Consider the following 13,079-nt stretch of genomic DNA (forward strand, 5'->3'; position numbering starts at 1 on the left):
TCCGGGCGTGGTCCAGGGGTGTTCTCCAGCTATTTAGTATTGGGAAGCCACAATGATTGGCATAAAAAGCATCGCCAGTTACGTGCCGGCAGACGGGATCGATAACTACGCCCAGGGTGCCAAATTCGCCAAGGATGAAGAGTTCATCATTGGCAAGATCGGTTCCGCGTTCCTGCCGCGCAAGGAAGCTGCACAGGAAACCTCCGATCTGTGTGTCGAGGCGGTCAACGCTTTGTTTGCCAACAATCCGGACCTGAAGCGCGAGTCCATCGATGCGCTTATCGTTGTCACCCAGAACGGTGATGAAGAAGGCCTGCCGCACACGGCCGCCATCGTCCAGGACAAGCTCGGCCTGCCGACCCATGTGGCGGCCTTTGATATTTCCCTGGGCTGCTCCGGTTACGTCTACGGCATCTACGCGATGAAGGGCTTCATGGAAGCCGCCGGCCTGAAAAACGGCCTGTTGATCACCGCCGACCCGTATTCGAAGATCGTCGACCCGGAAGACCGCAACACCACCATGCTGTTCGGCGATGCGGCCACCGCCACCTGGATGGGCGAAGACGCCCCGTGGTTGCTGGGCAAGTCCAAATTCGGCACCGACGGTTCAGGCGCACCGCACCTGAAGGTCAGCGACGGCGTGTTCTTCATGAACGGCCGCCAGGTGTTCAACTTCGCCTTGCTCAAGGTGCCGGCGCATTTGCACGAGCTGCTCAATGAGTCGGACCTCAAGGCTGACGACATCGATGCCTTCTGCATTCACCAGGGCAGTGCGGCAATTGTCGACGCAGTAGCACGCCGCTTTGAAGATGCGCCGGTGGACAAGTTCATCAAGGACATGGTCGAGACCGGCAACACCGTGTCGTCGAGCATTCCGTTGCTGCTGGAAAAGCATGTGATGGACGCCACCTGGAAGCGCGTGGCCATCAGCGGGTTTGGTGTGGGCCTGTCGTGGGGCTCGGCGATTCTCTATCGTCCCTGATGCCTTGATAGCTTCAACAAAAAACGCCGATGATCGAACGACCATCGGCGTTTTTTATTTGACGCCAGAAAACCCAATGAAATCGGGGGGTTAAGCCCGCGTAAACCCTTGAATTGCAAGGGGTGGCACGGCGCCAGTAAAAAAATCAAAAAAAATCCTCAAGCAACCGGCTGCCACGACGATAACTATTACGTAGGTTCTCAGGCCACACCCGGCGGTTGCCAGGGCCGGAAGCCGCAGTATCCATCCAACGAGGATTTCGTCATGGCTTTAACAGTAAACACCAACATTGCTTCCATCACTACCCAGAACGGCCTTGGCAAAGCGGCCAGCTCGCTGCAAACCTCCATGCAGCGTCTGTCCACTGGTCTGAGCATCAACAGCGCTAAAGACAACGCCGCCGGCCTGCAGATCTCCAACCGCCTGACCAGCCAAATCAACGGCCTGGGTCAAGCTGTCAAGAACGCCAACGATGGTATCTCCATCGCGCAAACCGCTGAAGGCGCAATGCAGGCTTCGACCGACATTCTGCAAAAGATGCGTACCCTGGCTCTGTCCTCGGCTACCGGTTCCCTGAGCGACGCTGACCGTACTTCCAACCAGGAAGAATACCAGGCTCTGACTTCGGAACTGACCCGTATCTCCCAGACCACCACTTTCGGTGGCCAGAAGCTGTTGGACGGTTCGTACGGTACCAAGTCGATCCAAGTCGGCGCCAACGCCAACGAAACCATCAACCTGTCCCTGGACAACGTTGCTGCCAACAACATCGGTTCCCAGCAGATCAAGAGCGTTGCAGTTGCTCCTAGCACCACGGGTGTAGGCGCAGGTGCCATCGGCGTGACCGGCAACGGCCAGAGCAAGAGCATTGCAGTAACTGCCGGCGACTCGGCTAAAACCATCGCCAGCAACCTGAACGGCGCAGTGGGTGGCCTGAGCGCTACCGCTAGCACTGAAGCTCAGTTCGTGGTTGGCGCTGCTGCCAAGACTGCTCCTGCTACCTTCACCATGACCGTTGGTGGCCAAGCCACTACGTTCACTGGCGTTACCGATACCGCCAGCCTGGCAGACCAACTGAAGTCCAACGCTGCCAAGCTGGGCATCAGCGTTAACTACGATGAATCCAAAGGCGCTCTGTCGGTTAAGTCCGATTCTGGCGAAAACCTGGTGTTCAGCGCTTCGACCGACGCCGGCTCGATCACTGTCAACACCCGTGACGGCAGCGGCAACTTCGCAGCGGCTGGCGTTGCCCTCGCTGACGGCCTGATCGCCACCGGCGCTGTAAACCTGGACTCGTCCAAAGGCTACGCTCTGAACGGCGCTGGTGTAACTGGCCTGTTCGCAGCTACCGGTACTGCCGCTGCTTCGACCAAGACCTCTGTTGCTCAAACCGACGTGACCAGTGCCTTCAACGCACAGTCCGCCATCGCTGTAATCGACAAAGCCATCGGCGGCATCGACAGCGTACGTTCGGGCCTGGGTGCTGTTCAGAACCGTCTGACCACTACCGTAGACAACCTGACCAACATTCAGAAGAACTCCACCGCTGCACGTTCGACTGTACAGGACACCGACTTCGCTGCTGAAACAGCTGAGCTGACCAAGCAACAAACTCTGCAGTCGGCTGCTACTGCGATCCTGTCGCAAGCCAACCAACTGCCATCCGCTGTACTGAAGCTGCTTCAGTAATAACGGCGCTTGGTAAATGACGGAAGGGCGCGTTTACGTGCCCTTTCGTCTTTTCGGTTTCAGAGGAGATTGGACATGGACATGAGTATAAAGCTGGCCTCGTCTTATCCACCGGTTGCACCTCAAAGCGCACCCGTCCCAGCAGTTGCGGACAAAGACAAAACCAAGGTCGAGGCGATTGCGCCGACCGCGGGTGAGCCTGAGCGGGCTGACCTGGAAAAAGCAGTCACCGATATTCGAGAATTCGTACAAGCGGCCCAGCGCAAACTGGATTTTTCCATTGATGATTCCACCCATCGGGTCGTGGTCAAGGTCATTGCCACTGAAAGTGGTGAGGTGATCCGCCAGATCCCTTCGGAAACGGCCTTGAAACTGGCCCAGAGCCTGGCCACGGCCAGCCACGTGCTGTTCGACGAAAAGGTCTGAGCTGGCACGAAACTTGTTGCGATGATTTCTTGAAGTGTTGTTCGTCAAGAAAGCGGCAACAACCGCATTAGGAGAAAGACGATGGCGAGTACAACTGTTAACGGTGTTGGTTCTGGCATCGACATCCAGGGTATCGTGAAGTCCCTGGTGGACGCCGATCGGGCGCCGAAGCAGACCCAGATCAACACCCAGTCACAGAAAGCGACCACCCAGCTGTCGTCGATCGGCAAGATCCAGGCGGCCCTGGACGCGTTTCGTGGCTACCTCAAGAGCACGACTGACGACAACAGCTTCAGCGGCTTGACCGGTACGTCTTCGAACGAAAAAGTCGCCACCATGACCACCGGCAAGGGCGCTGCCAACGGCAGTTTCAACCTGGTGGTCAATAAGTTGGCCCAGCCGTCGAAACTTTCGACCGCTACGCTGGCGGGCGGCGCCTCGACGGTCGTCAACAAGGGCAGCACCGCCACCACATTGTCGATCTCCCAGTCTGGCAAGAAGTTCGACGTGAGCATCCCGCCCGGCGCGACGCTACAGAGCGTACGTGACTCGATCAACACGCAGTTTGGCACGTCGGGGCTCAGCGCAAACATCGTGACCGACGCCAGTGGCTCGCGCATGGTGTTGACCTCCACCACCGGCGGTGTGGGGTCGGACCTGACATTGTCGGGCAATTCGGGAATCGATACAGGCTACAAGGTGATCGATGAGCCTCAGAACGCCGAATACACTATTGACGGTGTTGCCTACACCTCCAAGACCAACAACATCACCGAAGCGGTCAGTGGCGTGAGCATCAAGCTGCTGTCGGTCTCGCCGCCGGTAAGCAGTACCGACTCCACCAAGTCTGTGACCACTATCTCCGTGAGTACGAGCAGCGCCGCCCTCAAGTCCGGGGTGAAAGGCTTTGTCGACAGTTACAATGCCCTGCTCAAGGCGATCAATACCGAAACCAAGGTGACCAAGGATGCGGCGGGTAACTCCGTGTCGGCAACCTTGACCGGTGATGCGAACATGCGTTCGCTGCAAAGCGCCCTGCGGACAGAGTTCAACGCACTGTCCGGCAACGGCGCGCTCAAGTCCCTGGCGCAGTTCGGGATCAGTACTGACTCCGGCACGGGCCTGCTGACCATGGATGACAAAGCCTTTGACAAGGCCGTACTGACCAACGCAGCTGACATCAACAGCATGTTGGGTGGCAAGGATGGTCTGCTGGCCCGCATGAACGCTGCGACCGAGGATTACGCCAAGCCCACCACCGGCGTGTTCGCGACCCGCACCACGGCGCTGTCCGACAGCCTCAAGAAGCTGTCCAAGGATCAGTCCGACCTCGACGCCCACGTCCAGGACCTGACCGACAGCCTGACCCGCAAATACGCGGCGATGGACTCCCTGGTCGCCCAGCTGCGTCAGCAAAGTAACAACATCATGGGTACCCTCAACGCGCTGAACAACCAGAAGAGCAGTTGATCGCGCGCCCATGAAAAAGCCCAGGTCCACTGACCTGGGCTTTGTTCTTCAAAAGACCATCGGGTTAAAGTTTTTTGCGACCCAGTCGACACAATGGTTACTGAAATCCTTTTCGCTGTTACCTGTCACGAGGTAGAACCATGAATCCCATGAGAGCCCTTCGCCAATACCAGAAGGTCAATTCCCATGCCCAGATCTCCGAAGCCAGCCCGCATCGCCTGGTGCAAATGCTGATGGAGGGCGGGCTTGACCGCATGGCGCAGGCCAAAGGTGCATTGGCTCGTGGGGACATCGCACAGAAGGGCCTGATGCTCGGCAAGGCGGTGGACATCATCATCGGCCTGCGCGATGGCCTGGATGCGGAGAAGAGCGAAGATCCGGCTTACGTCCAGCAATTGGAAAGTCTGTACGCGTACATGACCAACCGTTTGATGGAAGCCAATCTGCACAACGATGCCAGCATGATCGACGAAGTCGCTCGGTTGCTGATTACCGTGAAAGAAGGCTGGGATGCCATCGCAACACCACAAGGTGCCGCACAATAAGGCCATCGGCCTTGAGGAACACATCATGAGCCACGCACTGCAACGCATAGACGAAACCCGCGAAGCCCTGATCGGCGCGCTGGCGGAACGGAATTGGGACGCCATCGGCGAACTCGACCTGGGCTGCCGCAACGTGATCGAGGAAGTGCTCAGCGAGGTGCCAGTGAACGAGGACGTGCTGCGAGAGAAGTTGGAGAGCTTGCTGGCGGTGTATCAGCAGTTGCTTGAGGTGACGACCGGCGAGCGCCAGGCGATTTTTGAAGAGATGTCGCTGATCAACCGAGCGAAAAACGCGTCAAAGGTTTACCATCTGTTCGGCTGAATGGGCTCAGTTAGTCCGAACGGCGCGTCATATATTTGACTGTGCCAGCATTTTTGACTTAACTAGTGCTGTTTTCAGATTTCAGACGTCTAGTAAGGTACAAAGTCTTACAGACGTCTCGATTGCCCTCACTTCGGGGCAGGAAGTTTTACTAGGGAAGTTGCTATTGCATGTGGCGTGAAACCAAAATTCTGCTGATTGATGACGATAGCGTCCGCCGCCGCGATTTAGCGGTGATTTTGAATTTTCTTGGCGAAGAAAATCTGCCCTGCGGCAGCCATGATTGGCAGCAGGCGGTCAGCTCATTGTCGTCGAGCCGTGAAGTCATTTGTGTGCTGATCGGGACGGTAAACGCTCCTGGCGGTGTTTTGGGCTTGTTAAAGACACTGTCTACGTGGGATGAGTTCCTTCCCGTGTTGCTAATGGGCGATATTTCTTCCGTCGACCTGCCGGAAGACCAGCGCCGCCGAGTGCTTTCTACCCTGGAAATGCCCCCCAGCTACAGTAAACTGCTGGACTCCCTGCACCGTGCCCAGGTCTATCGCGAGATGTACGACCAGGCGCGCGAGCGCGGTCGCCACCGTGAACCCAACCTGTTCCGCAGCCTGGTCGGCACCAGCCGTGCCATCCAGCACGTGCGCCAGATGATGCAGCAGGTTGCCGACACCGACGCCAGCGTGCTGATACTCGGCGAGTCCGGTACCGGCAAGGAAGTGGTCGCGCGCAACCTGCACTATCACTCCAAGCGCCGCGACGGGCCTTTCGTGCCGGTCAACTGCGGGGCGATCCCGGCAGAGCTGCTCGAAAGCGAATTGTTCGGCCACGAGAAGGGCGCCTTTACCGGGGCGATCACCAGCCGTGCCGGGCGTTTCGAGCTGGCCAACGGCGGTACGCTGTTCCTCGACGAAATCGGCGACATGCCGCTGCCGATGCAGGTCAAGCTGTTGCGCGTATTGCAAGAGCGTACCTTCGAGCGCGTGGGCAGCAACAAGACCCAGAGCGTCGACGTGCGCATCATCGCGGCGACTCACAAAAACCTCGAGAGCATGATCGAGGTTGGCAGCTTCCGCGAAGACCTGTACTACCGCCTCAACGTATTCCCGATCGAGATGGCTCCCCTGCGTGAGCGCGTGGAAGACATCCCGTTGTTGATGAATGAACTGATCTCGCGCATGGAGCATGAAAAGCGCGGTTCGATCCGCTTCAACTCCGCAGCAATCATGTCCCTGTGCCGCCACGGCTGGCCGGGCAACGTGCGCGAGCTGGCCAACCTGGTGGAGCGCATGGCGATCATGCACCCCTATGGTGTGATCGGCGTGGTCGAGTTACCGAAGAAATTCCGCTACGTCGACGACGAAGACGAGCAACTGGTCGACAGCCTGCGCAGCGACATGGAAGAGCGCGTGGCCATCAACGGCCATACCCCGGACTTCGGCTCTACCGCCATGCTGCCGCCCGAAGGCCTGGACTTGAAGGACTACCTCGGCAACCTGGAACAAGGCTTGATTCAACAGGCGTTGGACGATGCCAACGGCATCGTCGCCCGTGCCGCCGAGCGCCTGCGCATCCGTCGAACCACCTTGGTGGAGAAGATGCGCAAGTACGGTATGAGCCGCAAAGAAGGTGATGAACAGGCGGATGATTGACGCCTGTTTTTCAACTGACTGAAAAGTAAGACTATTTTTTTCGGCACGGGTATTGCTACAGCCCTCGCAACGTTCCGTTTAACTGACGGTCAGCCAAGCGAGAGAGCATGATGCCCCACGCCGCCCAACATTCTTCCAGCCCTGCCATCGCGGGGCTCGTTCCGTCTGTAGAACAGCAAAGCCGCCAGGGCCTGGAACAGGCCTTTTCGCTGTTCAACCAGATGTCCAGCCAATTGACCGACTCCTACAGCCTGCTCGAAGCCCGGGTCTCCGAGCTTAAAGGCGAGTTGGCGGTGGTCAGTGCCCAGCGCATGGAAGAGTTGGCCGAGAAAGAGCGCCTCGCCAACCGTCTGCAGAACCTGCTGTCGCTGCTGCCCGGTGGCGTGATCGTCATCGACGAAGAAGGGCGCGTGCGCGAGGCCAACCCGGCTGCCTGCGACATGCTCGGCCTGCCGCTGGAGGGTGAACTGTGGCGCCACGTCATCACCCGCTGCTTTGCACCGCGTGAAGACGATGGCCACGAAATCTCCCTCAAGGACGGCCGTCGCCTGTCTATCGCGACCCGCTCCCTGGACGCGGAGCCGGGCCAGTTGGTGCTGCTCAACGACCTGACTGAAACCCGTCATCTGCAAGACCAGTTGGCGCGTCACGAGCGTTTGTCGTCGTTGGGGCGCATGGTTGCTTCCCTGGCGCATCAGATCCGTACACCGCTGTCGGCGGCGTTGATCTACGCCAGTCATTTGACTGATGAACAGTTGCCTGCCGCGACCCACCAACGGTTTGCCGGGCGCCTCAAGGAGCGCCTGCACGAATTGGAACACCAGGTGCGCGACATGCTGGTGTTTGCCCGCGGCGAATTGCCGCTGACCGACCGCATCACCCCGGCCGAGTTGATGCAGGCCCTGCAGGCGGCGGCCGCTACCCATGTTCAAGAGGTACAAGTGCGCTGGCAGTGCGACAGCCACCTCGGTGAGTTGCTGTGCAACCGCGACACGCTTGTTGGTTCGCTGCTCAACTTGATCGAGAACGCCATCCAGGCCAGCGGCCCCGGTGCGCGGCTCAAGGTGCACCTGTACAACCGCGAGCAAAACCTGCGCCTGTGCATCAGCGACAGTGGCAGCGGTATCGAGCCCGCCGTATTGCAGCGTCTGGGCGAACCTTTTTTCACCACCAAGACCAACGGTACCGGCCTGGGCCTGACCGTGGTCAAGGCAGTAGCGCGTGCCCATCAGGGAGAATTGCAGCTGCACTCCCGGGTTGGGCGTGGCACCTGTGCATTGATGACCTTGCCGCTGTTTTCATGCGCGGCAAGCGCGGAGTAGAAAGGTTATGGCTATCAAGGTTCTGTTGGTGGAAGACGATCGCGCCCTGCGTGAAGCATTGGCTGACACGCTGCTGTTGGCGGGCCATGACTACCGGGCGGTCGGTTCTGCCGAAGACGCCTTGGAGGCGGTGGAGCAGGAGTCCTTCAGCCTGGTGGTCAGCGATGTGAACATGCCTGGCATGGACGGGCACCAGTTGCTTGGCCTGTTGCGTGCGCGTCAGCCGCAACTGCCAGTGTTGCTGATGACCGCCCACGGCGCCGTTGAGCGTGCAGTCGATGCCATGCGCCAGGGCGCGGCGGATTACCTGGTCAAGCCATTTGAACCCAAGGCCTTGATCGAGTTGGTCGCGCGGCATGCCCTGGGTGTGATCCCGGCCAGTGATGGCGAGGGTCCGATTGCCTTCGAACCGGCCAGTGCACAATTGCTGGAGCTGGCGGCCCGCGTGGCGCGCAGCGATTCCACGGTGTTGATTTCCGGCGAGTCCGGCACGGGCAAGGAAGTGCTGGCCCGCTACATCCACCAGCAATCGACCCGCGCCAAGCAACCTTTTATCGCCATCAACTGCGCGGCGATTCCCGACAACATGCTCGAAGCCACGCTGTTCGGCCACGAAAAAGGCTCGTTCACCGGCGCCATTGCGGCCCAGGCGGGCAAGTTCGAGCAGGCCGACGGCGGCACCATCCTGCTCGACGAGATTTCGGAGATGCCCCTGGGCCTGCAAGCCAAGTTGCTGCGGGTGCTGCAGGAGCGTGAAGTGGAACGCGTCGGCGCACGCAAGCCGATCCAGCTGGACATCCGCGTGGTGGCCACCACCAACCGCGACCTGGCGGGCGAAGTGGCGGCGGGGCGCTTCCGTGAGGACCTGTTCTATCGACTTTCCGTATTCCCCCTGGCCTGGCGCCCGTTGCGCGAGCGTCCGGCGGACATCATTCCGCTGGCCGAGCGCCTGCTCAACAACCACGTCAAAAAAATGAAGCATGCCCAGGCGCGCCTGTCGCCCGAGGCCCAGGCTTGCCTGATCGGCTACCCGTGGCCGGGGAATGTGCGCGAACTCGACAACGCCATCCAGCGGGCGTTGATCCTGCAACAGGGTGGCCTGATCCAGCCGCAGGATTTTTGCCTGGCCATGGGCAGCGGTGTCGCGCCGCTGCCGACCCTGGCGCCCGCGCCAGTGATTGTCGAAACCGAAACCGCCGGTGCCTTGGGCGATGACCTGCGGCGCCGCGAATTCCAGATGATCATCGACACCCTGCGATCCGAGCGTGGCCGCCGTAAAGAGGCCGCCGAGCGCCTGGGAATAAGCCCGCGTACCTTGCGCTACAAGCTGGCGCAGATGCGCGATGCCGGCATGGATGTGGAAGCGTATCTGTTCGCCACCTAAGTAATTATCCAGGCCATTGGTACCAAGGCCGACAAGGTTTGTCGCCTTTTCTTACGAGTTGATACAGAGCTGGCACCCTTGTTGCTACCTCCCCTAGTAATTGCGGCGTAGCGTCAAAAAAAATGCGGGTTGTCGGAGAGAGAAGTTCATGAGCCAGGGTATTGAGTTCAATCGGTTGATGTTGGATATGCGCTCCATGCAAATGGATGCCATGGCTCAACCGAAATCCGTCGCGCCAGCGCCGGAATTGGGCCAAAGCAGCTTCGCCGACATGCTCGGCCAGGCCATCAACAAAGTCAGTGACACCCAGCAAGCTTCCAGCCAGTTGGCCAACGCGTTCGAGATCGGCAAAAGCGGCGTGGACCTCACCGATGTGATGGTCGCCTCGCAAAAGGCCAGCGTTTCGTTCCAGGCGCTGACCCAGGTGCGTAACAAGTTGGTTCAGGCTTACCAAGACATCATGCAGATGCCGGTTTAAGGACGAGATTTAAGTCATGGCAGAAGCAGTCGTGGACAACGCACCCGCCAAGGCAGACGGCAAGCCGCCGCTGTTTGGCCTGTCGTTCCTGGAAAACCTTTCCGAAATGACCATGTTGCGTCAGGTAGGCCTGATGGTCGGCCTGGCTGCCAGCGTGGCGATTGGTTTTGCCGTGGTGTTGTGGTCGCAGCAACCCGATTACCGGCCGCTTTACGGCAGCCTGGCGGGCATGGACTCCAAGCAGATCATGGAAACCCTGGCCGCCGCCGACATCGCCTACACCGTGGAGCCCAACTCCGGGGCCCTGCTGGTCAAGGCCGACGATGTGGCCCGCGCGCGCATGAAGCTCGCCGCCGCTGGCGTGACCCCGTCCGACAGCAACATCGGTTTTGAAATACTCGACAAGGACCAGGGCCTGGGTACCAGCCAGTTCATGGAAGCCACCCGCTACCGTCGTGGCCTGGAAGGCGAACTGGCGCGCACCATCTCCAGCTTGAACAACGTCAAGGGTGCCCGCGTGCACCTGGCCATCCCGAAAAGCTCGGTGTTTGTGCGCGATGAGCGCAAGCCGAGCGCCTCGGTGTTGGTCGAACTGTTCGCTGGCCGCTCCCTGGAACCTGGGCAGGTGCTGGCGATCGTCAACCTGGTCGCCACCAGCGTGCCTGAACTGAGCAAATCGCAGATCACCGTGGTGGACCAGAAGGGCAACCTGCTGTCCGATCAGGCGGAAAACTCCGCGCTGACCCAGGCCGGCAAGCAGTTCGACTACAGCCGTCGCGTCGAAAGCATGCTGACCCAGCGTGTGCATAACATCCTGCAACCGGTGCTGGGCAACGACCGCTACAAGGCAGAAGTGTCCGCCGACGTGGACTTCAGTGCCGTGGAGTCGACCTCCGAGCAGTTCAACCCCGACCAGCCGGCGTTGCGCAGCGAGCAGTCCACGAGCGAACAACGCACCGCCGCCAATGGCCCGCCGCAAGGTGTGCCGGGTGCCCTGAGCAACCAGCCGCCAGCGCCGGCCTCAGCCCCGCAAACCACTGGTGGTGCGGCGGCCAGCGCAGGTGCGGTGCAACCTGGCCAGCCATTGCTGGACGCCAACGGCCAGCAGATCATGGACCCGGCTACCGGCCAGCCCATGCTCGCACCGTACCCGGCGGACAAGCGTAACCAGTCCACCAAGAACTTCGAACTCGATCGTTCCATCAGCCACACCAAGCAGCAACAAGGCCGCGTCAATCGCCTGTCGGTGTCGGTGGTGGTGGATGACCAGGTCAAGGTCAATGCCGCAGATGGTGCCGTTACCCGTGCCCCATGGAGCGCCGACGAGTTGGCACGCTTCACTCGCCTGGTACAGGACGCCGTCGGTTTTGACGCCAGCCGTGGTGACAGTGTCAGCGTGATCAACATGCCGTTCTCCGCAGAGCGCGGCGAAGTGATTGCCGAGCCGGCGTTCTACTCGCAGCCGTGGTTCTGGGACATCGTCAAGCAAGTGCTGGGTGTGTTGTTCATCCTGGTACTGGTATTCGGCGTGCTGCGCCCGGTGCTCAACAACATCACCGGCAACGGCAAGAAACAACTGGCCGCTTTCGGGGGCAGTGACGTCGAGTTGGGTGGCATGGGCGGCCTGGACGGCGAACTGGCCAACGACCGCGTCAGCCTCGGTGGCCCGCAAAGCATCCTGTTGCCAAGCCCGAGCGAAGGCTATGACGCTCAGCTGAATGCAATCAAGAGTCTGGTGGCAGAAGACCCGGGCCGTGTGGCCCAGGTCGTGAAAGAGTGGATCAACGCAGATGAGTGATAATCGAGCCGCTGTTGCCAAGCTCACCAAGGTCGACAAAGCCGCAGTCCTGCTGCTGTCCCTCGGTGAAACCGACGCCGCCCAAGTGCTGCGCCACATGGGCCCCAAGGAGGTTCAACGCGTGGGCGTGGCCATGGCGCAGATGCGCAATGTGCACCGCGAGCAAGTCGAACAGGTGATGAGCGAATTCGTCGAGATCGTCGGCGACCAGACCAGCCTGGGCGTCGGCTCCGACAGCTACATCCGCAAGATGCTCACCTCGGCCCTGGGCGAAGACAAGGCCAACGGCCTGATCGACCGCATCCTGCTCGGTGGCAACACCAGCGGCCTCGACAGCCTTAAATGGATGGAGCCCCGCGCCGTCGCTGACGTGATCCGCTATGAGCACCCGCAGATCCAGGCGATCGTAGTGGCCTACCTCGACCCGGACCAGGCCGGTGAAGTACTCGGCCATTTCGACCATAAAGTGCGCCTGGACATCATCCTGCGCGTGTCGTCGCTGAACACTGTGCAGCCGGCGGCCTTGAAAGAACTCAACACGATTCTGGAGAAGCAGTTCTCCGGCAACTCGAATGCCTCGCGTACCACCCTGGGTGGTATCAAGCGCGCGGCCGATATCATGAACTTCCTCGACAGCTCGGTCGAAGGCCAGTTGATGGATTCGATCCGCGAGATCGACGACACCCTGTCCGGCCAGATCGAAGACCTCATGTTCGTGTTCAACAACCTGTCCGACGTCGACGACCGTGGCATCCAGGCGTTGCTGCGCGAAGTGTCCTCCGACGTGCTGGTACTGGCCCTCAAGGGCTCGGACGAAAACGTCAAAGAGAAGATCTTCAAGAACATGTCCAAGCGTGCCTCGGAACTGTTGCGCGACGACCTGGAAGCCAAAGGTCCGGTACGTGTCAGCGACGTGGAAACCGCGCAGAAAGAAATCCTCACCATTGCCCGCCGTATGGCCGAAGCCGGAGAAATCGTTCTCGGCGGGAAGGGCGGCGAAGAAATGATCTAAGGCGC

The 13,079-nt window shown here is 59.9% G+C and carries 12 protein-coding genes; all 12 read left to right on the forward strand.

What is annotated here, in order from left to right; all coding sequences use genetic code 11:
• Nucleotides 1–52 precede the first annotated feature (52 nt).
• The 12 genes from CQ002_RS11110 to fliG all read left to right on the forward strand — a co-directional run bounded on the left by CQ002_RS11110 (nucleotide 53) and on the right by fliG (nucleotide 13,074).
• Entirely contained in the window at nucleotides 53–982 is a 930-nt protein-coding gene (locus tag CQ002_RS11110; RefSeq protein WP_034107968.1) for a ketoacyl-ACP synthase III, read from the forward strand.
• A 264-nt stretch (nucleotides 983–1,246) separates the two neighbouring features.
• Nucleotides 1,247–2,671 carry a flagellin gene (locus CQ002_RS11115; RefSeq protein WP_034107966.1) on the forward strand — a complete coding sequence of 475 codons (1,425 nt, stop codon included), beginning with the start codon at nucleotides 1,247–1,249 and terminating at the stop codon, nucleotides 2,669–2,671.
• A gap of 75 nt (nucleotides 2,672–2,746) precedes the next feature.
• Nucleotides 2,747–3,097 carry a flagellar protein FlaG gene (locus tag CQ002_RS11120; RefSeq protein WP_034107964.1) on the forward strand — a complete coding sequence of 117 codons (351 nt, stop codon included), beginning with the start codon at nucleotides 2,747–2,749 and terminating at the stop codon, nucleotides 3,095–3,097.
• 81 nt (nucleotides 3,098–3,178) lie between these two features.
• The gene (fliD, locus tag CQ002_RS11125) at nucleotides 3,179–4,567 is read left to right on the forward strand and encodes a flagellar filament capping protein FliD (RefSeq protein ID WP_034107962.1); all 1,389 of its coding nucleotides are present in this window, start codon (nucleotides 3,179–3,181) and stop codon (nucleotides 4,565–4,567) included.
• 140 nt (nucleotides 4,568–4,707) lie between these two features.
• Entirely contained in the window at nucleotides 4,708–5,112 is a 405-nt protein-coding gene (gene fliS / locus CQ002_RS11130) for a flagellar export chaperone FliS (protein WP_025855861.1), read from the forward strand.
• Between the two features lie 25 nt (nucleotides 5,113–5,137).
• Nucleotides 5,138–5,434, forward strand: coding sequence for a hypothetical protein (locus CQ002_RS11135; protein ID WP_034108515.1), 297 nt, complete (start codon nucleotides 5,138–5,140; stop codon nucleotides 5,432–5,434).
• A gap of 170 nt (nucleotides 5,435–5,604) precedes the next feature.
• Nucleotides 5,605–7,080 (forward strand): sigma-54 dependent transcriptional regulator, encoded by a 1,476-nt coding sequence (locus CQ002_RS11140; protein WP_034107959.1) that lies wholly within the window; start codon nucleotides 5,605–5,607, stop codon nucleotides 7,078–7,080.
• A gap of 110 nt (nucleotides 7,081–7,190) precedes the next feature.
• The gene (locus CQ002_RS11145; RefSeq protein ID WP_105163154.1) at nucleotides 7,191–8,402 is read left to right on the forward strand and encodes a PAS domain-containing sensor histidine kinase; all 1,212 of its coding nucleotides are present in this window, start codon (nucleotides 7,191–7,193) and stop codon (nucleotides 8,400–8,402) included.
• Between the two features lie 7 nt (nucleotides 8,403–8,409).
• Nucleotides 8,410–9,786 (forward strand): sigma-54 dependent transcriptional regulator, encoded by a 1,377-nt coding sequence (locus tag CQ002_RS11150; RefSeq protein ID WP_034107956.1) that lies wholly within the window; start codon nucleotides 8,410–8,412, stop codon nucleotides 9,784–9,786.
• 148 nt (nucleotides 9,787–9,934) lie between these two features.
• On the forward strand, nucleotides 9,935–10,264 hold the full coding sequence (fliE, locus tag CQ002_RS11155) for a flagellar hook-basal body complex protein FliE (RefSeq protein ID WP_015885194.1): 330 nt from the start codon (nucleotides 9,935–9,937) through the stop codon (nucleotides 10,262–10,264).
• 16 nt (nucleotides 10,265–10,280) lie between these two features.
• Nucleotides 10,281–12,062 carry a flagellar basal-body MS-ring/collar protein FliF gene (gene fliF / locus CQ002_RS11160; RefSeq protein ID WP_034107954.1) on the forward strand — a complete coding sequence of 594 codons (1,782 nt, stop codon included), beginning with the start codon at nucleotides 10,281–10,283 and terminating at the stop codon, nucleotides 12,060–12,062.
• Nucleotides 12,055–13,074, forward strand: coding sequence for a flagellar motor switch protein FliG (fliG, locus tag CQ002_RS11165; RefSeq protein ID WP_010208743.1), 1,020 nt, complete (start codon nucleotides 12,055–12,057; stop codon nucleotides 13,072–13,074). Before fliF ends, fliG begins: the two co-directional genes overlap by 8 nt.
• Nucleotides 13,075–13,079: the final 5 nt, after the last annotated feature.

The organism is Pseudomonas sp. MYb13 (genome assembly GCF_002980075.1).
Classification (GTDB): domain Bacteria; phylum Pseudomonadota; class Gammaproteobacteria; order Pseudomonadales; family Pseudomonadaceae; genus Aquipseudomonas; species Aquipseudomonas lurida.

What these genes read in the sequence shown, in the direction of transcription:
- CQ002_RS11110 (WP_034107968.1), top strand. Translation starts at nt 53, where the DNA reads ATGATTGGCATAAAAAGCATCGCCAGTTACGTGCCGGCAGACGGGATC.
- CQ002_RS11115 (WP_034107966.1), top strand. Translation starts at nt 1,247, where the DNA reads ATGGCTTTAACAGTAAACACCAACATTGCTTCCATCACTACCCAGAAC.
- CQ002_RS11120 (WP_034107964.1), top strand. Translation starts at nt 2,747, where the DNA reads ATGGACATGAGTATAAAGCTGGCCTCGTCTTATCCACCGGTTGCACCT.
- fliD (WP_034107962.1), top strand. Translation starts at nt 3,179, where the DNA reads ATGGCGAGTACAACTGTTAACGGTGTTGGTTCTGGCATCGACATCCAG.
- fliS (WP_025855861.1), top strand. Translation starts at nt 4,708, where the DNA reads ATGAATCCCATGAGAGCCCTTCGCCAATACCAGAAGGTCAATTCCCAT.
- CQ002_RS11135 (WP_034108515.1), top strand. Translation starts at nt 5,138, where the DNA reads ATGAGCCACGCACTGCAACGCATAGACGAAACCCGCGAAGCCCTGATC.
- CQ002_RS11140 (WP_034107959.1), top strand. Translation starts at nt 5,605, where the DNA reads ATGTGGCGTGAAACCAAAATTCTGCTGATTGATGACGATAGCGTCCGC.
- CQ002_RS11145 (WP_105163154.1), top strand. Translation starts at nt 7,191, where the DNA reads ATGCCCCACGCCGCCCAACATTCTTCCAGCCCTGCCATCGCGGGGCTC.
- CQ002_RS11150 (WP_034107956.1), top strand. Translation starts at nt 8,410, where the DNA reads ATGGCTATCAAGGTTCTGTTGGTGGAAGACGATCGCGCCCTGCGTGAA.
- fliE (WP_015885194.1), top strand. Translation starts at nt 9,935, where the DNA reads ATGAGCCAGGGTATTGAGTTCAATCGGTTGATGTTGGATATGCGCTCC.
- fliF (WP_034107954.1), top strand. Translation starts at nt 10,281, where the DNA reads ATGGCAGAAGCAGTCGTGGACAACGCACCCGCCAAGGCAGACGGCAAG.
- fliG (WP_010208743.1), top strand. Translation starts at nt 12,055, where the DNA reads ATGAGTGATAATCGAGCCGCTGTTGCCAAGCTCACCAAGGTCGACAAA.